Origin of the sequence: Actinomadura syzygii (assembly GCF_008085905.1) — a bacterium.
Taxonomy (GTDB): Bacteria; Actinomycetota; Actinomycetes; order Streptosporangiales; family Streptosporangiaceae; genus Spirillospora; species Spirillospora syzygii.
Genome location: NZ_VSFF01000004.1, coordinates 417,540 through 442,216, shown reverse-complemented (window position 1 = coordinate 442,216; position 24,677 = coordinate 417,540). Strand labels below are relative to the sequence as shown.

The 24,677-nt window shown below is 71.8% G+C and carries 16 protein-coding genes; 1 reads left to right on the top strand and 15 read right to left on the bottom strand.

Translation table 11 applies throughout. The annotated features are described in order from the left end of the window. Positions 1–7: 7 nt before the first annotated feature. From FXF65_RS12000 to pdxH, 6 genes are all read right to left on the bottom strand, one after another. Positions 8–766, bottom strand: coding sequence for a hypothetical protein (locus FXF65_RS12000; protein WP_148349833.1), 759 nt, complete (start codon positions 764–766; stop codon positions 8–10). Next, positions 763–1,392: an RNA polymerase sigma factor gene (locus FXF65_RS11995; RefSeq protein WP_148349832.1), complete on the bottom strand. Its 630-nt coding sequence runs from the start codon at positions 1,390–1,392 to the stop codon at positions 763–765. Before FXF65_RS11995 ends, FXF65_RS12000 begins: the two co-directional genes overlap by 4 nt. A 266-nt stretch (positions 1,393–1,658) precedes the next feature. Beyond that, positions 1,659–2,288 carry a DUF2461 domain-containing protein gene (locus tag FXF65_RS11990; RefSeq protein ID WP_148349831.1) on the bottom strand — a complete coding sequence of 210 codons (630 nt, stop codon included), beginning with the start codon at positions 2,286–2,288 and terminating at the stop codon, positions 1,659–1,661. 14 nt (positions 2,289–2,302) lie between these two features. Then, entirely contained in the window at positions 2,303–3,439 is a 1,137-nt protein-coding gene (locus tag FXF65_RS11985; RefSeq protein WP_246198506.1) for a 3-deoxy-7-phosphoheptulonate synthase, read from the bottom strand. Then, on the bottom strand, positions 3,436–5,001 hold the full coding sequence (locus tag FXF65_RS11980; protein WP_148349830.1) for a (2,3-dihydroxybenzoyl)adenylate synthase: 1,566 nt from the start codon (positions 4,999–5,001) through the stop codon (positions 3,436–3,438). Before FXF65_RS11980 ends, FXF65_RS11985 begins: the two co-directional genes overlap by 4 nt. Before the next feature lie 26 nt (positions 5,002–5,027). Next, positions 5,028–5,630, bottom strand: coding sequence for a pyridoxamine 5'-phosphate oxidase (gene pdxH / locus FXF65_RS11975; RefSeq protein WP_246198505.1), 603 nt, complete (start codon positions 5,628–5,630; stop codon positions 5,028–5,030). A gap of 56 nt (positions 5,631–5,686) precedes the next feature. Here pdxH and FXF65_RS11970 point away from each other — a divergent pair, with 56 nt between their 5' ends. After that, positions 5,687–6,349, top strand: a complete 663-nt coding sequence (locus FXF65_RS11970; RefSeq protein ID WP_148349828.1) for a methyltransferase — start codon at positions 5,687–5,689, stop codon at positions 6,347–6,349. 36 nt (positions 6,350–6,385) lie between these two features. Here FXF65_RS11970 and FXF65_RS11965 read toward each other — a convergent pair whose 3' ends face one another. Genes FXF65_RS11965 through FXF65_RS11925 form a run of 9 tightly spaced genes read right to left on the bottom strand, consistent with a single transcriptional unit; the run spans position 6,386 to position 24,308 of the window. Next, positions 6,386–7,135 (bottom strand): ABC transporter permease, encoded by a 750-nt coding sequence (locus FXF65_RS11965; protein ID WP_148349827.1) that lies wholly within the window; start codon positions 7,133–7,135, stop codon positions 6,386–6,388. After that, positions 7,132–7,911, bottom strand: coding sequence for an ABC transporter permease (locus FXF65_RS11960; protein ID WP_148349826.1), 780 nt, complete (start codon positions 7,909–7,911; stop codon positions 7,132–7,134). Before FXF65_RS11960 ends, FXF65_RS11965 begins: the two co-directional genes overlap by 4 nt. Further along, positions 7,911–8,858: an ATP-binding cassette domain-containing protein gene (locus FXF65_RS11955; protein WP_148349825.1), complete on the bottom strand. Its 948-nt coding sequence runs from the start codon at positions 8,856–8,858 to the stop codon at positions 7,911–7,913. The genes FXF65_RS11960 and FXF65_RS11955 overlap by 1 nt, the downstream gene beginning before the upstream one ends. Before the next feature lie 46 nt (positions 8,859–8,904). Then, the gene (locus tag FXF65_RS11950; protein WP_148349824.1) at positions 8,905–9,276 is read right to left on the bottom strand and encodes a nuclear transport factor 2 family protein; all 372 of its coding nucleotides are present in this window, start codon (positions 9,274–9,276) and stop codon (positions 8,905–8,907) included. Between the two features lie 33 nt (positions 9,277–9,309). Beyond that, on the bottom strand, positions 9,310–10,080 hold the full coding sequence (locus FXF65_RS11945; protein WP_148349823.1) for a thioesterase II family protein: 771 nt from the start codon (positions 10,078–10,080) through the stop codon (positions 9,310–9,312). Then, positions 10,077–11,177 carry a Gfo/Idh/MocA family oxidoreductase gene (locus FXF65_RS11940; protein ID WP_148349822.1) on the bottom strand — a complete coding sequence of 367 codons (1,101 nt, stop codon included), beginning with the start codon at positions 11,175–11,177 and terminating at the stop codon, positions 10,077–10,079. Before FXF65_RS11940 ends, FXF65_RS11945 begins: the two co-directional genes overlap by 4 nt. Continuing rightward, positions 11,174–12,208 (bottom strand): saccharopine dehydrogenase NADP-binding domain-containing protein, encoded by a 1,035-nt coding sequence (locus FXF65_RS11935; RefSeq protein ID WP_148349821.1) that lies wholly within the window; start codon positions 12,206–12,208, stop codon positions 11,174–11,176. The genes FXF65_RS11940 and FXF65_RS11935 overlap by 4 nt, the downstream gene beginning before the upstream one ends. Next, a complete protein-coding gene (locus FXF65_RS11930) occupies positions 12,205–17,655 on the bottom strand; it encodes a non-ribosomal peptide synthetase (RefSeq protein ID WP_148349820.1) in 5,451 nt (1,816 codons plus the stop codon). Before FXF65_RS11930 ends, FXF65_RS11935 begins: the two co-directional genes overlap by 4 nt. Beyond that, the gene (locus FXF65_RS11925; RefSeq protein ID WP_246198504.1) at positions 17,652–24,308 is read right to left on the bottom strand and encodes a non-ribosomal peptide synthetase; all 6,657 of its coding nucleotides are present in this window, start codon (positions 24,306–24,308) and stop codon (positions 17,652–17,654) included. The genes FXF65_RS11930 and FXF65_RS11925 overlap by 4 nt, the downstream gene beginning before the upstream one ends. Positions 24,309–24,677 lie beyond the last annotated feature (369 nt).

The following is a 24,677-nucleotide window of genomic DNA, read 5'->3' as shown; positions in this document are numbered from 1 at the left end:
GTGAGCGTCACCGTCCGGATACCGCCTGCGGGTCGCGTTCGGTGCCGCCGCGCACCCGGTAGACGCCGGAGGCGATCTCCTCCGAGCGGCTGACGATCCGCTCGCGCAGATCGAACGGCCAGCGGGTGTCCTCGTCCCACACCACCCCGTCCAGCACCGCCAGGTCGGACACTCGCACGATGGTCAGGTCGGCGCCGGAGGCGTCCACCGGCCGTGCCGCCAGGTCGCGGGCAAGGCCACGGGCAAGGTCGAGGGCCTGTTCGAGGACGCGATCCCGTTCGGCGGGACGGGCGAGTGCGAAGGCACGGGAGAGCGCATGGTGGAGTTCCCGGGCGCGGTCGAGCTCGACGAGGGCGCGGACGAGTTGGAGGGCGTGGATGAGGGTGAGGGCGGTGATGCGAGCGCGGGCGAGGATGACGCTGCCGTTGACGGCGGGGTCGCGGCCACAAGCGCGTTCGAGCTGGGTGAAGAGGTCGCGGGCGTGGCTGCGGGCGAGGATTCGCTCGGCTGCCTGCACGGAGTGGGGCGGCGAGGCGGCGGCGCGGCTGGACGGAAAAGCGGCCCGGTCCGACGCGGTGCCAGCGGCACTGTCGTTGAGCAGGGCGCTCAGCACGGACGCCGGGTCGGAATGTGCCTGCACATGGTCGAGCAGCTCGACATCGCCGACGGCAAGGGCGGCGTCCAGTTCGACGTCGGTGAGGTCGGTGCCGGTGGGTTCGTCTCCGAAGTCGTCACGGCCCTGCCCGAAAATGAAGTAGGACGTCATTGCTCGGGCCTTCCCTCGTGGTCGGCCGTTGGGAACCCGTCCGATGACGCCGTCGGCTGTCGCGGTGGCACGGCCAGGTGTTTCCTGAGCGTGCGGCGGGCCCTTTTGAGCAGGTCCCGGACGCGTTGCTCGGAGATGCTCAGGTGTGCGGAGATGGCCCGGGTGGGGATGTCGTCCAGATGCAGAGCCAGCACCATCCGGGTGTCGTGGTCCAACAGGCGCAGTGCGGCCACCAGGTCGCGGGCCTGGCCGGTCAGCTCGTCGTGCCCCGCGCCGGGGACGGCCGTCTCGGGCATTTGCCGGACAAGGACCTCCATCCGATCGCGGGCCCGGTGATGGCGCAGCGCCACCGTGCGGATCCAGGCACGCGGTTGGTCGATCCGATCCCATCGACCGTCACGCGCCATCCGCCAGCCCTGCACGAACGCGTGCTGCGCGCTGTCCTGAGCATCGTGGACGCCGGCGCCGTCGCGCATCACGAACCTGACCACCGACGAGAACTCCGCGTCGAAGAATTCGAGGAAGTCCCGTCGCATCGCCGCCATCCCGGCCCGCACGTCGCCGCCGTCGCTGGCCGGGCCGGGGACGCGGCGGCGCGCGGCCTCCCGGTCGTGCTCATCACTCATCACCGGCCCGCCGGTACCGATCCCGCCGGGCCCGTAACCGGCCGTCGACCACACCGATCACCGCGCCCAGCACCGGCGCCACCGCTGCGACCACCGTCCACACGTCCATCCCTCCACCCGCTCGGTCCCGGCCCGCGCGGGCGCTCGGAATGGCGCGTGCTCGGGCCGTCACCTGTAAGAGGGCCGAACTCAAGATCAACGGGAACCGCGATCGAGGATTTTTCTCGTCGGTCGGCGGCCTCTTCGGCGGCCGCGCGTCAGGAGTTTCACGTTGCGGTGTGTGTGGAGAGCCATTCGACCAAAGGGCGCAGGTCGCGCAAGGTGTCGCGGACGGTGGACAGCACGTCCCTACCGGTGGCCTTGGTCTTGGGGATGCGTTTCTCGGCCCCCAGTGACTTGTACCGGATCAATTCGATCCGTGGATGATCGGCCGAGTAGCCGCGCGGCTGGGTCTTGACCCGTTCGCCGACCAGGGAGAACCCCTTTTCGCGCAGTTGATCCACGATCGCCTGCGCCTCGGGGCCCGCCTTGTCGTCGGCGACGGCGGCTCGATACCCGGCGGTGCTGTCGGGGGTGAAGGCGTGAAAGCCCCCGCCGACGAAAAGACCGTCGGCATCGAGTTGCAGGTAGTAACCGGCGGGGCCCTTGTCGCCCACAGTGGCACCCTGGTTGGTCTTGTAGGGCGACTTGTCGTTGCTGAACCGGGTGTCGCGCTGTGGCCTGAAAAGCTTGGCCGGTCCGAACTCCTCCTCCAGTTCGTCCAGGAGCGTCTGCATCGGTTCGCGAACCGCGCTGTCGTAGTCGGCTTTGTGTGCGTGCCAATGTTCGCGCGTGTTGTCGGCCTCCAGCTCCTTGTAGAAGTCGAACGCCTTGCGCGGGATGCCGTCGAAGCCCATCGGTTCTTCCTTCCTCAGAGGAGGGCGGCGAATCGCTCGACCACCTCGGCGGCCTGCGTCGCGTTCAGCCGGGGGTCGCAGGCCGTGCGGTAGTGCGGCAGTTCGGGCGGTGGCCGGAACGGGGCGGGCGCGGTGGTGCACTCCGTGACGTCCTCGGGGGTCATCTCAAGATGCAGTCCGGCCGGGTGCCTTCGATGGGCTCGCATCACGCGGACGAACGCCACGATCTCGTCCAGGATCGCCTCCATGAGCCGGGTCTTGGGGCCCTTTCCGATTCGCATCGTGTTGCCGTGCATGGGGTCGCACAGCCACACGACCGGCCTACCCCGCCTCTCGACCTCCGCCACCATCTCGGGCAGGAGGCAGCGCACACGAGTGCTGCCGAGCCGGACGATGAAGAGCAGCCGGCCGTCCTCGCCGTGCGGGTTCAGCAGGCGGCTGAGCTGGACGGCCTGCGCCGGGCTGATGACAGGCCCGATCTTGACGCCGACGGTGTTGGCGACGGAGCGCGCGAAGGCGACGTGCTGCCCGTCGGACTGGCGGGTGCGGTCCCCGATCCATACCGAGTGCGCCGAGGCGGCGTAGTCGCCGCGCACCAGCGGACGCTCGTAGTCGAGCAGCAGCGCCTCGTGGGAGACATAGGCCCGCTCCAGCGGCGACCGATCCACCCAGGAGTCGCGTACCACCCGCAACACCCGCTCGGCGCACTGGTGGGCGCGGAGGAGCCGAGTGGGATCGGGGTGCCGGGCATCCGTGGCAGGGCTGTTGACGGCGTCGCCGCGATAGGACGGGACGACGACGCCATCGGCCGTGCGCTCGTAGGGAGCCGAGCGGGGCTTGCCGTACTGGCCGGCCAGGCGTCCAACCGGCACGGCCGCCTCGCCGGAGGCCGAGCGGATCGCCTCCGTAAGGCCGTAGAGCTGGGCGAGTTTGGCGCGCACCTCGGCGGGTCCGGACTCGCGGAAGCGCTCGGCGCAGTCGCCGCCCTGGAGAAGGAAACCCTCGCCTCGGGCGACACGCGCGACGGCCTGGCTGAACCGGTCGCACTCCGCCCGGCTGACCAGCGGCGGCATCAGGCGCAGCTCGTCGGTGACGTGGTCGAGCAGTGCGGGGTCGCCCCAGTCGGGCTGCTGCGCGATTCCGCTGATCACGGCGACGTGTCCTGGAGTCTGGCCTTGTCGACCTTGCCGACCGGTGTGAGCGGCAGCCGGGGGACGATGACCACGCGATCGGGGATCTTGTAGGCGGCCACGCCGCGTTCGCGCATGAACGCGGCGACCGTCTTGAGCGTGGGGGGCTCGTCCCGGGCGACGATGTAGGCGCAGGTGCGTTCGCCGAGGTAGGCGTCGGGCACCGGGACCACGGCGGCGGCCCGCACGTCCGGGTGGGCCAGCAGGTGCTCCTCGACCTCGTCGGCGGGCACCTTGTCGGCGCCGCGGTTGATGACGTCCTTGACGCGGCCGCGGATCTCCAGGTGGCCGGTCTCGGCGCGGCGGGCCAGGTCGCCGGTGCGGAAGAAGCCGTCGGGGGTGAAGGCCCGGCTGTTGTGCTCCTCGGCTCGGAAGTAGCCCCTGATCGTGTACGGCCCGCGGACGAGCAGCTCTCCCGTCTCCCCGGGCGGCACCTCGTCGTCCGCCTCGTCCACGATGCGGACCTCGTCGTGCGCCGACAGCGGTTTCCCCTGGACGCTGGTCAGCAGCTCGGGCGGGTCGTCCGGGGGACTTTGACTGAGCAGCCCTTCGGCCATCCCGAACGACTGCTGCACCGGGCCGAGCCGTCGGCCGACGTCGCGGGCCAGTTCCGGGCTGACGCCCGCGCCGCCGAGCTGGACGAGGCGCAGACTCGAAAGGTCGTGGGGGCTCCATGAGGCGGCGTCCACCCACAGCAGCGCCAGCGACGGAACCAGGCCGGTGACGGTGACGCGCTCGTCCTCGATGAGGGGGAAGGCGTCACCGACACTCGGTGTCGGACTGAGCACGACGCTGCCGCCCGCGTAGAAGGTGCCCAGGACGCCGGGGCACCCGAGGGCGTAGTTGTGCGCGATGGGGAGTGCGGCCAGATAGACATCCTCCGGGCCGAGACGGGCATTGGCGGCGCTCAGCCTGATGTTGCACATGTAGTCGTCGTGGGTGCGCGGGATCAGTTTGGCGCGTCCGGTGGTGCCGCCCGACAGCAGGAAGAAGGCCACGTCGCCCGGCTCGGGCGGTGGCAGCTCGGCGGGTTCGGCGTAGAGCGACGACAGTGATTCGAACTCCGCCGGTTCTCCTGCGACGATCACATGCCGCGGCCCGCTGATCTCCCGGGCGAGTTCGCGGTGGTCGAAACCCTGATGGACGTCGGGGACGACATAGGCGGCTGCCTCGGTGTGGACGGCCAGGTGGCCGATCTCGTCCCGCCGGTGCGGGGGCAGCGCGAGCACCGGGGCGGCGCCGAGCGTCAGCAGGGCGAAGAGCGTGTCGATCAGCTCCGGCGTGTTCGGCATCTGCACGATCACCCTGTCGCCCCGCCGCAGTCCGAGGCCGTGGAACCCCGCGGCCAGGCGGGCGGCGCGCTCGGCGAGTTCCCGGTACGTGCGCCGGGAGGAGCCGGAGACCAGGGCGGTTCGCTCGCCGTGGGCGGACGGCAGGGCGTCGAGGGTCTGGCCGGTCCACAGACCGAGCGCGCGGTAGCGCTCGGCGGTCTCCGCGGGCCAGGGCACGCATCCGGCGATCATCGGTTCCTCCTCACGGCCTGTGCTGCTCACGGCGCCACCCGGACCGCCTGCCAGCCCTCCTCGCGGCGGCGGTAGCGCACCCGGTCCTGGATCTCGTCTGCTCGGCGCTGCCAGAACTCCATCTCCTCCGGGGTGAGCCGGTAGCCGCCCCAGTGGGCGGGACGCGGCACCTCCTGCCCGCTGAACCGGGCCCGTTCGGCGTCGAAGCGCTCCCGCACGACCTGCCGGTCGTCGATCTCGGCGGACTGGTCGCTGCTCCAGGCCAGCAGTTGGAGGGAGCGGGGCAGGGTGGCGAAGTAGGTGTCGGACTCCACCTCGTCCAGCCGGCTGACCGGGCCCTCGGCCCTGACCTGGCGCCCCTTGGCGAGCCAGCCGAAGCAGAGCGCGGCCGTCGGGTTGACGGCCACGTCCGCGGCCTTGCGGCTGGCGTGGTTGGTGAAGTAGACGAAGCCGTGGTCGACGTAGGCCACGTCCACCCAGCGGGCCGAGGGGCGGCCGTGGTGGTCGGCCGTGGCCAGCACGGCGGAGCCGGGCGCCTGCGCGTCGGGCGCCTGCGCGTCGGCGGCGAGCCATTCGTCCCGCCACCGCGTGAACTGCCGCAGCGGATCGGTCGGCAACGGAGTCGGCATTCTTTTCATCTCCTCATTCGGTGGCATTCTGGACACTTTTCCCTATAATCGGCGGCATGCACCAAGTCGCACACGCTCTCATCGCCCGCCACCGAGAAATCGTCACTCCTCGAACATTCCGGCTGCTCGGCATGGAATGGGATCTCCTGCCCGGCGTCTACGCGCCCCATCTGTCGCAGTCGTCGGCGCTGTACGCCGAATGGCTGCCCTACCCCGCGCACGGTTCCTTCTGCGAGGTCGGCAGCGGAACGGGACACGTCTCGGTGCTGGCGGCGCTGCGCGGCTGCGCCTCGGTGACGGCGCTGGACGTCAGCGAGGCCGCCGCCGAGAACACCCGGCTGAACGCCGAGCGGCACGGCGTCGGGCCCGTGGTCCAGGTGGCCTGCGGCGACATGTTCGAGCAGCTGACCAGCGACGACAGGTTCGACGTCATCTACTGGAACTCCAACTTCGTCGAGGGCCGGCCCGCCGACGCCTTGGAGCGGGCCTTCTTCGACCCCGGCTACGCGGCGCACGCCGACTTCTTCCGCGGCGCCGCCGCGCACCTGGAGCCCGGCGGCAGGCTGCTGCTGGGCTTCACCGATCTCGGCGACGAGCGGCGCGTGCGCGCGCTGGCGGCCGAGCACGGCTGGCGGCCCGCACTGCTGCGCGCCGCGAAATGCGCCGCGGAAGAAGGGCATATCGAGTACCGCCTCCTCGAATTCAGGCGACGCGGCTGACCGGATTCGCCGGGCCTGCGCGCAGGCCCGGCGAATTCATTTGTAGAGGCGCACGGCGAGCGGCACCGATATCACCGTCGCGGCCACCGCCCAGGCGACGGTGAAGAGCGTCGGACGCAATATCTCTCCGCCGCTGGAAAGCCCGACCAGCGCGTCGGTCGCGAGCGACAGCGGATTGGCGCGCACCACGGGCCGCAGCCACGCGGCGAACTGGTCCACCGGCACGAAACCCGACGACAGGAACAGCAGCAGCGTGACCGGACTGCTGAGGGCTCCGCTGACCGCCTGCTCGCTCTTGGCCGACATCGCCACCACGACCGCGAGCCACAGGAAGATCCACGCGAAGAGGACGACGACCGCGAAGAAGCCGAGCGCGGCCAGCGGTCCCCGCGTGAAGCGGAACCCGACCGCGTGCGCGACGCCCGTGGTGACCGCCGCCACCAGCAGGACCCGCACCAGGTCGCTGACGATCCGTCCGCCCAGCACGGACAACCGGCTGATGTTCATGGCCCTGAACCGGTCGACGATGCCGCCGCGCAGGTCGGTGAAGAACCCGAGGCCGGTGCCGACCGCGCCGTAGGCGGCGCTGAACAGCACGATGGCCGGGGCGAGCCGGTCGATGTAGCGGCCGCCGGAGGCGTCGTCGACCAGCTCGCCGAAGACCAGCAGCATGAGGAAGAGCAGGATCAGCGGGAACAGCAGCGAGTCGGCCACCAGTTGCGTGCTCTTGGCGAAGCGCCGCAGGTTGCGGCCCGCCAGCAGACCCGTCTCGGTGATGACGCTCATGCCGCCCTCCTGAACGCCTGGACCGCCGCCGCCGAGAAGACCGCCAGCAGCGCCGCCAGCCACGCGATCGCCCTCAGCACCGGCCCGGCCGTCGGGCCGCCGTCCGCGAGCGCCCGCAGGGCGTCGAGGACGACGCTCACCGGCTGGTGCCGCACGAACGGCTCGATCCAGCCGGGGAAGGCGTCGGCGGGCACGAACGCCGAGGACACCATCAGCAGCGGCAGGTAGACGACGTGCAGCGTCGAGGAGACGGACTCGGGGTCGCGGGAGACGAGCCCGAGCGCGCTGGTGCCCGCCGAGACCGTGAGCGCGAAGCCCACCGAAAGCACCACGAACCCCAGGGACGCCACCGGTCCGGCCTGGAACCGGAAGCCCGCCGCGTACCCGGCCGCGATGATCACCGCGATCGCGAGCAGCGCCCGGACGGCGTCGGCGGCGATCCGGCCCACCACCACGGCACCTCGGCTGATGGGCAGCGACCGGTAGCGCGCCAGCATGCCGCTCCGGCGGTCGGACGCGAAGAAGAAGGCGGCGGTGATCGCCACCGAGAACATCCACTGCACGACGATCGCCGGAGGCAGGAACTGGGCGTAGTCGACGCCGCGCGTTTTCAGCAGGTTCTGGAAGAGCGCCAGGAACCCGAAGACGAAGACGATCGGGAACACCACCATCGTGCTGACGGTGTCGGCCGTCGAGTTCAGCCGGAGGTTGCGTCCCGCCAGCAGCAGTCCCTGCCCGAAGAGGTTGACCGGCCCCGCCTCTGTGCCAGTGGCCATCAGCCGACCTCCTCGTGCTCCCGGTCGGCCTTCGCACCGGTCAGCGTGAAGAACACCTCGTCGAGAGTGGGACGCCGCAGACGAATGTCGTCGGCGGTGATCCCCGCCTCGCGCAGCACCGTGACGACGTCCGTGAGCGTGCCGGGGTCGGCGCCGCGGACGGTGACCACGCCGCCGCCGGACTCCGCCACGTCGCCGAACCGCTCCCGCAGCACCCGCAGCGTCCGCTCGCGCGGCTCGGCGCGCACCTCGCACACCTGCCCGCCGACCTGGTTCTTCAGCTCGCCGGGGGTGCCCTGCGCGATCACCCGGCCGTGGTCGATGACCACGATCCGGTCGGCCAGCCGGTCCGCCTCCTCCAGGTACTGGGTGGTCAGGAGCAGCGTGACGCCCTCCGCGCGCAGGCCCTCGACCATGTCCCACATCTCCTGGCGGCCGACCGGGTCGAGCCCGGTCGTCGGCTCGTCGAGGAAGAGGACGGGCCGCTTGACCACCAGGCCCGCCGCCAGGTCCAGGCGCCGCCGCATGCCGCCGGAGTAGGACTTGACGGGCTGGTCGGCCGCATCGCCCAGCCGGAACCCGTCCAGCAGCTCGGCGGCCCGCGCGGCGGCGGCGCGGCGGTCCAGCTTGAGCAGCCGGCCGAACAGGACGAGGTTCTGCCGGCCGGTCAGCATGTCGTCGACGGCGGCGAACTGCCCGGTCAGCGCGATGGAGGCGCGGACGCCCGCCGGATCGCCGGCCACGTCGTGCCCCGCCACCGAGGCCCGGCCGCCGTCCAACGGCAGAAGCGTGCTCAGGCAGTTCACCGTCGTGGTCTTGCCGGCGCCGTTGGGGCCGAGCAGCCCGACCACGGCCCCCGGCTCGACCGTGAACGACACCTCCTCCAAGGCGGTCTTCTTGCCGAAGACCTTGCGGAGGCGCTCGACCTCGACTCCCTCTTCGCGCATGAGCGCTACCTTCCGATGTGGGCGGCCTCTGTGCCGCCTGGAGCCGTCAGCCGTCCTGCTTCACGGGGGTCTGCTGGTGGAAGACGAGTCTCCAGTCGTCGTCGCCGCGCTCGTAGACGCTCGTCATGTAGAGCTCGAAGGAGAAGTCCGCCTCGGTGAGCCGGATCGTGGCCCTGTAGGTGATCAGCGCCGACCCGTCGCCCAGGGGCAGAACCTTCACGTCGTCGAGCGTGTAGTCGTCGAACGGCGACTTGTTGGCCTCGATGTCGTCGGCCAGCTCGTGGCCGGTCTGCAGGCCGTCTGGCTCGACGCAGACGGTGCGGTCGGTGACGAGACCGCGGTAGAAGTCGCCGTCGCCGACCGAGATGGCCGCCCAGCCTTTCTCCTCCAGCTCGCGCAGCTCGTTCTCGATGCTCATCAGGGGCTCCTTTCCGTTGGTGATCGTGATGGGTCAGGGGGTGGACGGCCAGCGGCCGGGCATGCCGCAGAACAGCAGCACCTGCTCGACCAGCTCGTCCTCCTGCGGGATCAGGTAGAAGTGGTCGCCCGCGAACACCCGCAGCCGGAACGGGCCGGTGGTGTGGCGCTCCCATCCGGCGGCCTCGTCGCGGTCCACCTCGGGGTCGGTGGTGGAGACGCACGCGCACACCGGCGTGCGGATCGGGGCAGGTTCGGCGGGCCGGTAGGTCTCGATCAGCCGGTAGTCCGCGGCGAGCGTCGGCAGGACCAGCTCGCGCAACGCCGGATCGTCCAGGACCTCGTCGCTGGTGCCGCCCAGCCTGCGGAGGTCCGCGACCAGCGCCGGTTCGCCGCCCAGGTGAACCTCGGTGGGACGGAGCCGGTCGGGAGCCGGACGGCCGGACACGACCAGCCCCGCCAGCGGGCGCCCGAGCGCGCCCTCCAGCCGCCGGGCCGTCTCGTGCGCCACGGCGGCGCCCATGCTGTGCCCGAACAGGACCAGCGGCACCTCGCCCAGCGACGCGAGGGCGTCGGCGGCCGGCTCGACGAGCTCGTCCATGGTCCGTGCGTGCGGTTCGCGCAGCCGGTCCTGGCGGCCCGGGTACTGGACGCCGTACAACTCGACGCCGTCGGGGAGGCGCGCTCCCCACGTCCTGAAGAAGCCTGCGGCGCCACCCGCGTGCGGGAAGCAGACGACGCGCAGGCGGGGCACGTCCTGGACGCGCAGCGGACGCAGCCACCGTTCCCGTTGCCGGACGGTCATGTCGGTGATTCCTCCAACTCCGTTCTCGCGGCGGCGATCAGCTCGTCGGCGGGCATCGGACGGTGCGGCGGTCCGGACAGGCGCTCGGGGTAGCCGAGGCTAGTGGCCATCGCCTGCCATACCGAGCTCACGGTCAGGTAGTACTGACCCTCACGCAATGGATCACTGCCCTCACGCACGGCTGTCCATGTGCGCGTCATCGCGCGGCGGGCGCCCGTCGGCCACATCGACGCGAGGATCTCCCGATACGTCGGGGGAGCGGCGGGGCCGATCGCGCTGGTGGTGGGCAGGTCGAGGCCGGGATCCGCGGCGGCGTCGAGCCGGGTCGTCGTCCTCGCCTCGGCGGGCAGGTGCGGACGGGGCGACCACAGCACCGGGCCGTGGGTCTCGGCCAGGGAGAGCGTGCCGCCCTCGGTGCCGATGGTGACGCGGTGCAGCAGGTGGGCGTGGTTGTCAGGGTCTGCGGGGTGCAACTGGTTCTGGACGCGCAGCGTGAACGGGATGCCCGCCAGCGTTCCGTCGATCGTCCGGAACGGACCGCGTCCCGTCGGGGGCGGCAGGTCGAACGGCCGAAGACCGCCCAGCGCGCGGCCCAGGATGTCGAACAGGTGGTAGGAGACCTGCACGCCGCAGGCGGCCTCGACGTACACCGGTCGCAGCGCGCGGGCGGCGGCGATGAAGCGCCGCACCGGAGGGAGGTGCACGTAGTGGCTGTTCACGTGGTAGACCACCTGGTTGCGGCGGGCGGCGCGCAGAGCCGCGACCAGTTCGTCGCGCAGCAGCGGCCCCTCTTGCAGGACGTGCACGCCGCGATCCATCAGCTCGGTCGCCACCGTGCTGCCGGGTCCCCCGTTGACCTCGCCGAGCAGGACGACGCAGGCCAGGTCGATGTCGTCGGGCACGTCCTCGACCTGGGTGAAGAGGGGGACGCCCGCCTCGTTCGCGCACGCCTTGGAGCGCTCGCCGCCCTTGGCCAGGATTCCGGCGAGCTCGAAGGCCGAGTCGGGCGCGGTGAGAGCGGCCAGGTGCACGCGGCCGAAGCCCGTCCCGCACACCAGTGCGCGCGGGCGCCGACCTCCGTGCGCGCCGGTGGTCATAGCACCCCCTCCTCGACGGGCGCGCGGGACAGTTCGGTGACCTCCACGGCCGGGTCGTCGCGCAGCTCGTTGAGCACGGCGGCCGGGACCAGCACGTCGGAGGCGTCGTGGGCGCCCGGCGGCACCCGGCCCGCCGCCACCGCCCGCGTGGTCGTGGCCGCGAGCGCGGCGGTCAGCTCGTAACTGTCGGCGGCGCGGACGACGAGGACTCGTCCGTCCATGTCGAAGACGAGTTGGAAATACGGGCGGCGGCCGAGCGCGTCGAGGCGGGCGGCCAGTTCGAGGTCCTCGGCGGCCTGCCCGGTCTCCCTGCCCCTGGCTCCGGACAGCGCGCGAAGTGTCCGCTCACCGTCGAAGACGCCCCACCACTCGACCTCGGCGAGCTCCAGCGTGCGAGCCAGCCGCTGCGTCTCCCCGCTCAGGTAGGGGTAGGCGCTGACACGTCCCGGAAAGTGGGGCAGGACGACGTTCTCCGCCGGACGCAGCGCGCCGCGCAGCGGCCGGTGGCCGTGCCAGGCGGCCAGCGGAGCGGCGTCCTCGCCGTGCAGGGAGGCGACGTAGTCGAGCGCGGCGGCCCTGGTGAAGCGGTCCAGGCCGCCGACGTGCGCGACCAGCCGGGAGGGCCGCTCGACCCGCTCCGCCAGCGCGCGGGGCAGCAGCGCGGACAGGCCGGGCATCATCCCCGCGGCCAGCACCGTCGCGCGTCCTCGGGCGAGTGCCGTGAGGCGCGAACGGTCGAGCTGGTCTCCGGCCACGTCCACGTAGTGGGCCCCCGCCCTCAGCGCGGCCTGGGCCACCGTGTCGCCGATGCTCGCCGAAGGGCCCGCGCAGTTCACCACCACGTCGCAGCCGTTGCAGAACTCCGCCAGCCGGGCGTCGTCGTCGATGTCCACCTCGACGGCTTCGACGCCGGGACGGGCCAGCTTCCGCACCTGCGTCAGGTCCCTGCCGCCCAGGCGCAGCCGCCCCCGCAGGCGGCGCACGAGCGCACGGCCCACCGCGCCGTAGCATCCGATCACGCCGACGGTCATGACCGCTCCCACCCCTGGGTCAGCAGGGCGGCGACCTCGTCCACGTGCGGCGGACGGAGGCAGCTGAAGTGGTCGCCGGGGATGTCGGCCACCCTCAGCTCGCCCAGGCACAGCTCGCGCCAGAAGCCGGTCATGTCGTCGCGCAGCCACGGCAGGAAGCGCGTGTCGCCGAGCTGGCGCAGGAACGTGATGTCACCGGCGTACGGCTCCGGCGCGTGGGCGCCGACCGCGCGCAGGCTGTGCCGCACCACCCGGTAGAAGGCGGCGACCTGCCGTTCGACGTCGGCGTCCGAGTCCGCGTGGCGGCTCGCGGCGCGGCCGATGGCGGCCAGCCGTTCGTCCTGCGGACGGCTGGCCTGGGCGCGGAAGACGTCGGCGACGGGCGCCAGCTCGCCGGTGAGCGCGGTGACGCGCCCGGCGGGCACCCTGTCCTGGTCTTCGCGGAGCAGCAGCTCGAAGACCTCGGACATCGTCCGCTCGTCTCCGGGGTAGCCCGCTTCGGCCGGGTCGGCGCCCATGACCTTGGCGAAGACGTACTCCACGACCAGCTCGTCCTCGATGATCCGGGGCAGCGTGTAGCTGCTGATCACGGTGAGGCTCGCGACGTCGGAACCCGCCTCGGTGAGCTGCCTGGCGATCTCGGTGGCCAGCAGGCCGCCCATGCAGTAGCCGACCACGTGGAAGGCGCCGGCGCCGGTGTCGAGCAGCGCCCGGGTGTAGCTCGCCGCCCGGCGTTCGATCAGGCCCTGTGGATCCTCGGCCAGGTAGGACTCGACGTCGGTGATCGCGAGCCCGGCCAGCGCGCCGCCCTTGCCCGCCAGCAGCCGCGACAGCGCCCGGTAGGGGGCGAGCGTGCCGCTGCCCTCGTGGACGAGGACGCGCAGCGGCCCGGCGCGGTCGGGCTCCCCGGCGAACGGGACGAGCGGCGAGGCGTCGACGCGCTTGGCGGCACCGTCGCGGTCGCCTCCCTCGCGCAGCGCTTCGGCGAGCGCGGCCACGGTCGGCCGGTGCAGGATCTGGCGGACCAGGTCGTCCCAGAGCGCCTCCTCCGCGGCGGGCACGCGGGCGCGGAGCGTGGCGGCAAGCTTGGCGACCACGAGGGAGTCCCCACCGAGGTCGAAGAAGTCGTCGTCGCGGTTGGGCTCGGCGACGCCGAGCACCTCGGCCCAGATGGCGGCCAGCTCCCGCTCCAGGTCGTCGCGGGGCGGACCGCCCGCCGAGGCGCGGCTCGCGGCGGCGTGCGGCAGCCAGGAGCGCAGCGCGGCCGTGTCCACCTTGCCGTTGCGGGTCAGCGGCAGCTCGTCGACGATCTGGAGGTGCGCCGGGATCATGTACTCGGGCAGCCGTCCGGCCAGGTGGCCGGCCAGCGCGGTGACGTCCAGGGGCCGCCGGTCCGCCTTGAACCGGGCGGCGAAGACGTGCTGCCCGAGCCTGCCCGTCACGTCCTCCGGGCCGGGGAGGCACACGGTCGTGTCGGCGCCCGCGTCGAGCAGCAGCTCCTGCCACTGCTCGCGGCCGAGGAAGGTCTGGTCGAGGCCCTTGCGCGAGTCCTCGTAGTCCCATTTGCGCGGGTCCTTCTCCGGCATCATGAACTCCATCGAGGTCATGATCTGGTAGCTGTCCTCGGTGGTCTCGACGAACACCAGCCAGCCGCCGGGCCGCAGCATCTGCGTCAGCCGGTCGAGCACCCGGCCCGCGTGGCGGGAGTTGTGCAGGACGTTCACGCAGACGATGACCTCGAAGTCGTTGGGCCTGTACCCCTGCCCGCGGAAGTCCTCGTTGATGTCGAACAGCCCGTAGCGCACCCAGGGCCGGTCGCCGAAGCGCTCGCGGGCCTCGTTGAGGAAGAACGGCGAGACGTCGGTGAACAGGTAGTCGACGTCGTACTCCGCCAGCGCCGGGATCAGCTGCGCGCTGATGCCGCCGACGCCGGCGCCGACCTCCAGCACCCGCAGGCCGCCGTCGTGCCGTCCGGCGATGCGCCGCAGCATCTCGATGGCGGCGTGGTTGACGTAGCGGCTGATGACGTTCTCCCGGTAGGCCGCCTCGGAGATCTCCAGGCGGCCCTCGGGGAAGAGCAGCGGCAGCGGGTCCAGCTCGTCGCGGACCAGCTCGGGCAGGTGATCGGTGCTGGTCCTGAAGTAGTCGATCAGGACGGCGGGGTAGCTGTCCTCGCGTTGCAGTCCGGCGACCGACTCCCAGGCGGCGTCGAGGTCGTGCTCGTCGGCGGTGCGCACCGCGCGGCGGACGTTCCCGTCCCGCTCCAGGAACCCCTCGTTCTCCAGGACGCGCAGCCAGCGGCGCACCAGCCGGTGGTGCCGGGGGGCCGCGCCGATGGTCTCGATGACCTCCTCGGTGGTGGCCGTCTCGCCGGGTGCGCTGAACAGCCCCTGCCGCACAAGGGCGCGCATGATGCCGATGACGGCGGCCCTGTCCAGGCGGGTCATGAACTCCATGAGTTCGTCGCGGTCGAGGTGCGCGGTGTGCGGGTCGGCGGCGCGGGCTCCCGCCGTGCGCAGCTCGTTCGCCAGTTCTTCCGTGGGCCCATCCGACCGGTCGCGGGCGGGCTCGGCGAAGGCGGCGAGGCGGCGCTCCAGGCCGTCGCCGTCGACCAGCACGTGGGCGGCGGCGACCGCCGGGTGCTCCTGGACGGCGGCCTCGACCTCCGCGAGCTCGATCCGGTGCCCGCGGATCTTGACCTGCCGGTCCTCGCGGCCGAGGAACTCGATCACCCCGTCCTCGCGGTAGCGTCCGAGGTCCCCGGTGCGGTAGAGGCGCTCGCCGGTCTCCGGATGCCGGACGAACCGCTGCGCCGTCTTCGCCTCGTCGCCCAGATATCCCAGCGCGACCCCGGCGCCGCCGATGTAGAGCTCGCCGGCCACCCAGTCCGGGCACGGCCGCATCGCCCGGTCCAGGACGTGGAAGGTCTGGTTGGCCAGCGGTTTCCCGTACGGGACGCTCGTCCAGTCAGGTGAGAGGTCGCCGATCGGGTGGTAGATCGACCAGATCGACGCCTCGGTCGCGCCGCCGAGGCTGACCAGCTCGACGCCGGGCAGCCGCGCGCGGACGGCCGAGGGGAGCGTGACCGGGATCCAGTCGCCGCTGAGCAGTGCCAGCCTGAGCGTTCGCAGGTCGGCCTCGGGGTCGGCGTCCAGGTAGTGGGCCAGCATCTGGAGTTGCGCGGGGACGGAGTTCCACAGCGTGACCCCGTGCTCGGCGATGAGCCGCGCCCAGCGGGCCGGGTCGCCGCGCTCCTGCGGGCCGGGCAGCACCAGCGCGCCGCCCACGGCCAAGGGGCCGAAGACGTCGTAGACGGAAAGGTCGAAACCGAGGCTCGCCAGGCCGAGCACCCGGTCGGCCGCGGTGACCGAGAAGCGGCGGTCGATGTCGGCCACCGTGTTGAGCGCCGCCTCATGGGAGATCATCACGCCCTTGGGCTCGCCGGTGGAGCCGGACGTGTAGATGACATAAGCGAGATCGCCGGGGCGGGCACGACTGGTGGGGACGGGGGCGCTGGAGGGCGGCGTCGTGTCGACGTCCACGCAGCGCACCCCGGGCGGGCGCGCTCCGATCCAGGATTGGGTCAGCGCCGTGGTCACCCCGGCGTCGGCCATGATGCGCTCGCGCCGGGCGGGCGGCTGACCGGCGTCCACGGGCAGGTAGGCGGCGCCGGCGAGCATCGTGCCGAGCACGGCGACGACCTGCTCCCAGCCCTTCTCCATGAGCACCGCGACGGGCGCGTCATCCGCTCCCGCCAGGCTCTCGGCCACGGCCGTGGCCCGCGCGAGCAACTCGCCGTAGGTCAGCGTGCGCTCCGCGGTGACGACGGCGGGCGCGTCCGGCGTGGCCGCCGCCTGGGCCATGACGGGCTCGTGGAGCAGTCCTTCGGGACGGGGCGCGGCGGTCGCGTTGGCGCGGTCGCGCCGCTCGGCCTGCGCGTCGGGCAGCCCGACCGGCGCGGGCGACGTCCACGCGGAGTCGGACGCGGCCAGGTCGAGGAGCAGCGTGCGCAGAGCGCCGAACAGGTCCTCGATCAGCCCGGCGGGGAAGACGCCGTCGCGCACGTCGGCCCTGACCTCAAGGACGCCGTTCTCGACGAGGGCCTGGCAGTCGATCCACACCTGGGGTGTCCGGCTCCCGCCGTGCACCACCTCGGCCAGGCCGCGCATGCCCTCGTTCTCGTCGCTGAGCCCGACCGTGCTGGTGAAGACGATCGGGTACAGGGCGGTCCGCCTGCCCTGACGGCGGGCCATCTCGCGCATCAGTTCCACGCCCGAGTAGAGCCGGTGGTCCAGGTCGTCCCAGAGCCGCTGCTGGAGCCCGGCGGCGCGGTCGGCGAAGCCGCCTCCGGCGCCGTCCACCTCAAGGAGGCTGACGGTGGTGAAGTCGCCCACGAGCGAACCCACCTGCGGGTGGAGCGGATGCCGGTTGAGCAGCGTGAGGTTGAGGCAGAACGCCGGCTGGCGGCTCCAGCGGCCGACGACCTCGGCGAAGGCGGCGAGCACGGCGGTCGAGGGGGTGACGCCGTGCGCCGCCGCCCGTCCGCGCAGCCCGCTCCATTCGTCGGGCGAGAAGCGGACCGCGTGGCGGGTGAAGGAGCCGGTCGCCTGGACCTCCCGGTCCTCGCGGAGCGGCAGTTCGGGCGTCCCGGGCAGATCGTCCAGCCGGTCCTCCCAGTAGCGGCGGTCGCGCTCGTAGGCGGCGCCGTCGCGCAGGCCCCGGGCCGCCGCCACGTAGTCGCGGAAGGTGATCTCCAGCGGCGGCAGTTCCGCGCCCGGGTCGAGATAGAGGCGCTTCAACTCGGTGAGCAGGAGCTGGATGCTCAGGTAGTCGGCGATGAGGAAGTCGATGGAGACGTGCAGGAGATCGCGGTCGCCGGTCCGGGTGATCCGCACGTCGAACAGCGGCCAGACCGCGGGGTCGTAGCGGTGGCCGTCCATGGCGCTCCTGGTGGCGGCGACATGGGCCTCGACCTCGGCGGGGGAGCGGCCTCGCAGGTCGGCGACCTCGATGCCGTACCGGGGCGTCTCGGCAGCGGTGACCTGGTAGCCCTCCACGTGGACGGTGCAGCGCAGCATGTCGTGCCGCTCGACGAGGCGGTTCCAGGCGTCCTCCATGCGACGCGCGTCCAGGTCCGCGAAGGCCAGCTCCGCGTAGACCTGGCAGGCGGTGCCGCCGTAGTCGAAGGCGTCGCCCCGGCCGAGCAGGTAGGCGGCCTGGACGTCGGTGAGGGGGAACGGCTCGTGCCGGGCGTCGGGCTCGGGCACCAGCTCCGGCGTGGCCGGGCGGCTCAGGTGGTCCAGCAGTTCGTCCTTGCGGGCGGCGAGCTGCGCGCGCCGCTCCTCGGTGAGGACGCCCTCGGGAGCGCGGAACCGCAGCCGGCCCGCCTCTTCCCACAGGTGCACGCCCTCGCGGGCCAGTTCGGCGATGAGCTGACCAGCCGTCATATCGTCCCCTCCTCGAAGGCTCCGTCGTCGTGGCGCCGCTCGACCAGGGCCGCGTGCTCGGCGATGGTCGGCTCGGCGAACAGCGCTCGCAGGGGGAGCTCGACGCCGAACTCGATCCTGATCTCCTCGGCCAGGCGGGTGGCCAGCACGCTGTCGCCGCCGAGGGTCACGAAGTTCTGATGCCTGCCCACGTCGGGGACGTCGAGCAGCGCCTCCCAGATCCGGGCGAGGGCCTCCTCGACCGGTCCGGTGGGCGGGGCGTTCTCCACGCGGCCGTTGCCGTGCTCCTCGACCAGGCGGCGGAGCGCGTTCCGGTCGATCTTTCCGTTGGGGGTGAGGGGGAGGTCGGGGACCTGGACGACCGGTTCGGGGATCATGTACGGCGGGAGCCGCTCGGCCAGCCGGTCGCGGAGGTCGTCAGCGTCCAGGTCTTCTGCGTCCAGGTCACCGGCCGGGACGACCAGCGCGGCCAGCCCACGGGCGGCTCCGCCGACCGTGGTCGCCACCGCGCGCTTCACGTCCGGGTGGGAGAGCAGTGCCGCCTCGATCTCGCCGAGTTCGATGCGGTGGCCGCGGACCTTGACCTGGTGGTCCACCCGGCCCAGGAACTCCAGGGTTCCGTCCGGCCAGTAGCGGCCCATGTCGCCGGTGCGGTACCACCGCATCCCCTCGTGATCGACGAACTTGGCGCGGGTGGTGTCCGGGTCGCCCCGATACCCTTCAGCCACTCCCGCGCCGCCGATCCACAGCTCTCCAGGAGCCCAGTCGGGGCAGTCGCGGCCGAGCGAGTCGACGACCCGGAAGCACTGGTTGGCCAAGGGACGGCCGTAGGGCACCGACACCCATTCCGGCGGCACCTCGGCGGGCACCGGGCAGTAGTTGGACCAGATCGCGGCCTCGGTCGCGCCGCCGAGTGCGATCAGCCCGCACTCCGGCGCGACCCGTGCGAGCCGGGCCGACATGTCCAGGGGGACCCAGTCGCCCGACACCATCGCCAGCCGCAGCGAGCTCAGTTGCCCGCGTTCGGCCACCAGCAGCATGTCCAGCAGCGCGGGCACCGTGTTCCACACCGTCACGCGATGCTCGGCGACCAGGCGCGCCCATCGGGCGGCGTCGCGGCGGTCGTCCTCTTCCACCATCACCAGCGATCCACCGGCGGACAGCGTCCCGAACACGTCCCATACCGACAGGTCGAAGTCCAGCGCGGACACCGCCAGCACTCGGTCGTCCTCGCTGATGCCGAAGCGGGCGTTGACGTCCAGCACCGTGTTCAGCGCCGCGCGATGGGAGACCTCCACGCCCTTCGGCTCGCCCGTGGAACCGGACGTGAAGATCACATACGCGCTCGCGTCCGGCTTCACTTCCAGCGGGGCGTCCAACGGCTCGCCCGTGGGCAGCTCGGTCAGCAGCAGGCGCGCGTCGGCGCGGCGCATGATCTGCTCGCGCCGGGCCTCGGGCTGGTCGACCCCGATCGGCACGTAGAGCGCCCCGGCCGCCAGAACGCCCAGCACCGCCGCGACCTGGTCGGGGCCCTTCGGCAACGACACCGCCACCGCCTCGCCCGCGTGCACACCGCGCTCGCGCAGGAAGCCCGCCACCCGCAACGCCCGTCCGGCCAACTCGCCGTAGGAGATGCCCGGGTGGATCGCCGCGCGGGACGGATCACGGCGCGCCCGTTCGAAGAAGCGGCCGTGCAGCGTGCCCTCGGGAACCGGCGCCGCCGTGTCGTTGGCCGCCGCCCGCACCGCGAGCTGCGGCGCCGGGACCAGCGACGGCGCGGCCGCGTCCCAGTCGGACTCCAGCAGCCATTCCAGCAGTCGGCCGTATCCGTCGGTCATGGCGTCCAGGACGCCGGGCGGGAACAGGTCCTCGACCGCGTCCCAGTTGACGACCAGCCCGCCGTCGACCTCGACCACCTGGTGGTCGATCCACACCTGCGGCGTCTGCGACACGCCCCAGACCGGGTCGGCGAAGAGCGTGCCGGTCAGGGCGCCGTCCTCGCCCGCCACGCCGAGCGTGCTGGTGAACACCACCGGCATGGCGACGTCGGACGAGCCGGTTCGCCTGGCCAGTTCGCGCATCACCCACAGCGCGGACACGTCGCTGTGGTCAAGGTCGCGCGCCACCCGGCGCTGGAGTCGGCGGGCGCTGTCCAGCCACGTCTCGCCCGGCTCGTAGGCGACGAGCAGCAGCGAAGTGAAGTCGCCCAGGACCGTGTCGATGTCGGGATGTACTTGGCGCCGGTCGAAGAGGGTGAGGTTGATCGTCATGTCGCGGCGGGCGCTCCACGCGCCGAGCGCGTCGGCGAACGCCGTGGCGAGGACGGTCGAGAGGGTGAGGCCGTGCCGCCGGGCGGTGTCCTTGACGGTCCGCCACTGCTCGGCGGGGACGCGGATCTGGCGGCGGGTGAAGCGCGGGCGGCCGAGGCCGGCCGGGTCGTTCGCCAGCGGAAGCTGCGGCGCGGGCGGCAGCTCGGTGACTCTGCTCGACCAGTACTCCTCGGCCTCCCGTCGCGCCTTCGGATCGGGCTCGACCGTGAGCACGTAGTCGCGGAAGGACGGGCCGGTCGGCGGCAGTTCGGCGTCGGGGGCGTGGTAGACGACGTCGAGCTCACGCAGCAGGGTCATGATGCTGAGCGCGTCGAAGACGATGTTGTCGAAACTGACGCCGATCCGGACGCGGCCCTCGCCGTACCGCACGGCGCGCACGTCGAACAACGGCCACCTTGTGACATCGATGAGCTGGTGCGACATCGATTCGCGCAACTCGGCAAGGGCCTGGTCTGTGCCGTCGCCCGCTTCCGTGACCGGGATGGTCAGCTCCGGCGCCGAGGGGAGGATACGCTGCGCGCCGTCGGGCTGGAAGACCGCGCGCAGCATCTCGTGCCGTTCGATCAGCCGGTTCCACGCCGCGGCGAAACGGGACAGGTCGAGTCCGTCGAAGTCGTATTCGGTGTAGAAGTGGCAGCCGACGCCGCCGAGAGCGAAGTCGTCGGTGCGGCCGAACCAGTAGGCGCGCTGCACGTCGGTGGGCGGGAACGGCTCGTGCCGGTGTTCCGGGTCGTCCCGCAGGACGGACGCTCCGGCGGCCTCCTCCTCGCCGAGTCGTGCGGTTTGGGCGAAGGCGGCTAGTTCGGGGTTGTCGAACAGGTTCGTCAGCTCGGCGTCCGCGACTCCGGCGGCGCGCAGGCGGAGGATGAGACGGGTGGCCAGGAGGCTGTCGCCGCCGAGCGCGAAGAAGTTCTGGTCACGGCCCACCGCCGGTACCTTCAGCACCTCGGTCCAGATCGCGGCCATGACGCTTTCGATACCGGGACGAGGAGGCTCGAAACGTTCCGCACGTCCGACGAGGTCTCCGGTGAGAATCGTCCGGACGGCGGCGCGGTCGATCTTGCCGTTGGCGGTGAGGGGGAGGCTGGGGAGTTGCGCGATGTGCTCGGGGACCATGTAGGGCGGCAGGTGTTGGGCGAGGTGCGCGCGTAGGTCGTCCTCGTCGAGTCGGGTCTGATCATCGGTCGGGACGATGACGGCCGCCAATTGATGGGCGGCGCTCTCGACAGTGGTGGCCATTGCCCGTTCGACCTGGGGATGGGAGAGCAGCGCCGCTTCGATTTCTCCGAGTTCGATGCGGTGGCCGCGGATTTTGACCTGATGGTCGATGCGGCCGAGGAACTCCAATGTGCCGTCCGGCCAGTAGCGCCCCATGTCGCCTGTGCGGTACCAGCGCACTCCGTCGTGCTCGACGAACTTGGCGGCGGTGGTGTCGGGGTCGCCCCGGTAGCCCTTGGCGACTCCGGCTCCGCCGATCCACAGTTCTCCGCGTCCCCAGTCCGGGCAGTCGCGGCCTTGCGGGTCCACGACGCGGAAACATTGGTTCGTCAGGGGTCTGCCGTAGGGGACGGAGACCCATTCGGATGGAATTCGGGGTGGCACCGGACAGTAGTTGGACCAGATAGCGGCTTCGGTGGCGCCGCCGAGCGCGATGAGCCGACATCGCGGCGCGGCGGTAGTTAGGCGGGCGGACAGGTCCAAGGGAACCCAGTCGCCGGACACCAGGGCCAGTCGCAGGGAGGGGAGCGGGTCATCGGCGGCGATCAGCAGCATGTCCAGCAGCGCGGGCACGGTGTTCCAGACCGTCACCCGGTGCTCGTTGACCAGCCGCGCCCACTGGGCGGCGTCGCGGCGCTGGTCTTCGTTGATCATTACCAGTGAGGCCCCGGCCGACAGCAGGCCGAAGACGTCCCAGACCGACAGGTCGAAGTCCAGCGCCGACACCGCCAGGACGCGGTCGTCGCCGGTGATGCCGAAGCGGGCGTTGACGTCCAGCACGGTGTTGAGGGCGGCGCGATGGCTGACCTCGACGCCCTTCGGCTCGCCCGTGGATCCCGACGTGAAGATCACATAGGCGCTGCTCTCCGGGTCCACATCGACGGGGGCGTCCAGCGGCGGGACGTCGGGGAGTTCGTCGGGTGTCAGGGTCAGTGTGAAGCGGGCGTCGGCGCGGCGGACGATCTGCTCGCGCCGCGCGGGCGGCTGGTCGACGCCGACCGGGACGTACACCGCCCCTGCGGCCAGTACACCGAGGACCGCGGCGATCTGGCCGGGGCCTTTGGGCAGGCACACCGCCACCGCGTCGTCCGGACGGACGTCGTTCCGATGGAGGAAGCCCGCGACGCGCAGAGCCTGGTCGGCGAGTTCGCCGTAGCTGATGGCGGGCCCGGCGGCGTGGTGCAAGGCGGGACGGGAAGGGGCGCGGTGAGCCAGCTCGAAGAACCGTTCGTGCAGGGTGCCTTGGGGGAGGGGAGCGGCGGTGTCGTTGACCGTGGCGCGGACGGCGAGTTGGGCGGCCGGTACCAGCGGTGGGGCGGCGGCTTCCCAGTCGTGCTCCAGCAGCCAGTCCAGCAGCCGGTCGTGACCGTCGGCCATGCCGTCCAGCACGCCCGGCGGGAACAGCTCCTCGACGGCGTCCCAGTTGATCAGCAGCCCGCCGTCGACCTCGACCACCTGGTGGTCGAGCCACACCTGCGGCGTCTGCGACAGCATCGAACCGAGGCGGCCGAGGCTCCGCTGCACGTCCGCGCCGACGAGGTCGCCCATGCCGAGCGCGCTGGTGAACACCACCGGCGCGGTCACCTGGTCATGGCGGCCGCCCCGGTTGAGGTCGCGGAGAACCTCAACGCCGGAGTAGGCCGAGTGCGCCGCGTCGCGCTGGAAGCGCGCCTGCAGCGTCGCGACGCGCTCCGCGAACGTCTGCGGCCGTGACAGGTCCACCTCCAGCAGGACGAGGTTGGAGAAGTCGGCGACCATGTGCTCCACGTCCGGGTGGATCGCCTGACGGTCGAACAGCGGAACGTTGAGCACGAAGCGCGACGCGCCGCTCCACAGGCCGACGACCTCGGCCAGCGCGGCGGCCATGACCATCGGCAGCGTGACGCCGTGCGCGCGGGCGCGGTCGGCCAGCCGGTCCCGCTCCTCGGCGGTGAGCCTGCGGTCGCGGCGCACCACCCGGACCTGCTCCACCCGCTCCGGATCGACGGCCAGCGGCAGCGGCGGGCCGGAGGGCAGCTCGGGCAGACGGTCGGCCCAGTACCGGCGGTCGGCCTCGTGGTCGTTCGCCCGCAGCGGTTCCCGCTCGGCGAGGTATTCGCGGAAGGAGTAGGTCAGCGGAGGCAGATCGGCGTCCTCGCCGCGATAGAGGGCGCCCAGGTCTTCCAGGACGATCTGGATGCTGCGGACGTCGGCAACGAGGAGGTCGATGTTGACGTGCAGGCGGTAGCCGTCGTCGGGCAGCAGGGAGAGCGTCAGGTCGAGCACCTCGCCGCGATCGACGTCCAGACGCCGGTGCGACAGCTTCTCGCGCGTCTTGAGCAGGGCCTCTTCGGCGTCGTCCGCCGTGGTCAGGTCGTGGACGGTCAGGCCCGGCCAGGGGCTGTGCGGCAGAACCTGCTGGGTGCCGTCGTCGAGGAAGCGGGCGCGCAGCAGGTCGTGCCGCTCGAAAAGGGCACGGCCGGCGCGCTCTAGGGCGTCGCGGTCGATGGCGAGGCCGTCGAACTCGATGTAGAAGTGGCAGCCGACGCCGCCGAGCACCTGGCGGTCGCGGCGGCCGAACCAGTAGGCGTGCTGGAGCGGAGTGAGACCGAAGGGAGCGTCGCGATCGACCGGTTCGGTCTTTGATCGTGGCAGAGGGACGGCGCCGCACGACTGGAGCAATGCGTGCCATGACTCGATCGTCGGCGACTCAACGAGGTCGGTGAACTTGACGTCCAGACCCTGGCGCAGCCAGTCGTTGGCGAGCTGCATGATGCGGACGGAGTCGAGGCCCAGAGCGATGAGGTCTTCGCTGCGTTCGAGGTCCTCCGGGCGGACGCCGAGCAGGTCCGCTGCGGCACCGGCGATCTCCTCCATCGCGGGAGTCTGGGGGGAGAGGGCCTGGGCGTGCGTCCTTTCCGCGATTTGCGAGCCGGGCTGCTCGGTCTCCGAGGCGGTGCTCAGCGGGACGGGCGGGGTGGCCAGTGTGTCGACGTCACGGACCGGCAGCAGCCCGCGGCGGTAACGGGTCACGAGTTCCGCCCGGTCGGCCGTCAGCGATCCCGGGTCGACGAACGCCACCGTCTCCACCACCGCGCCGCAGGCGTCGATGACGGCGCTCCGCACCTGGCGGGCCGAAGGCCCTGCTCCCGGGACGGATTCCACCAATGCCGTCAGATTTCCCCCCTGAACGGTCTGAATTGCGCGGCATGGCGATCCCGTCAGCTCGTTCACGGCCGCTTCGAGGTCGTTCGGGGAAAGTGGCCAGCCTTGCACGGACAGGCAGTACGAACGCATCGCCGTTTCCGTCATGGCGCATAACACTGACATATACCTAAGTGTCTGACCAATCTCGAATTATTGGCATGCGTGCTATAGGTAGCCATCCGACGATTAGGGTTGCCTAACCTAACCGGTCGGCCCGGAAAGGTTGATCAGCGGGAACGTGCCAGCGGTGCCCGATCGATGCACCGTCCCAAGTCGGGAGGTGCTCTT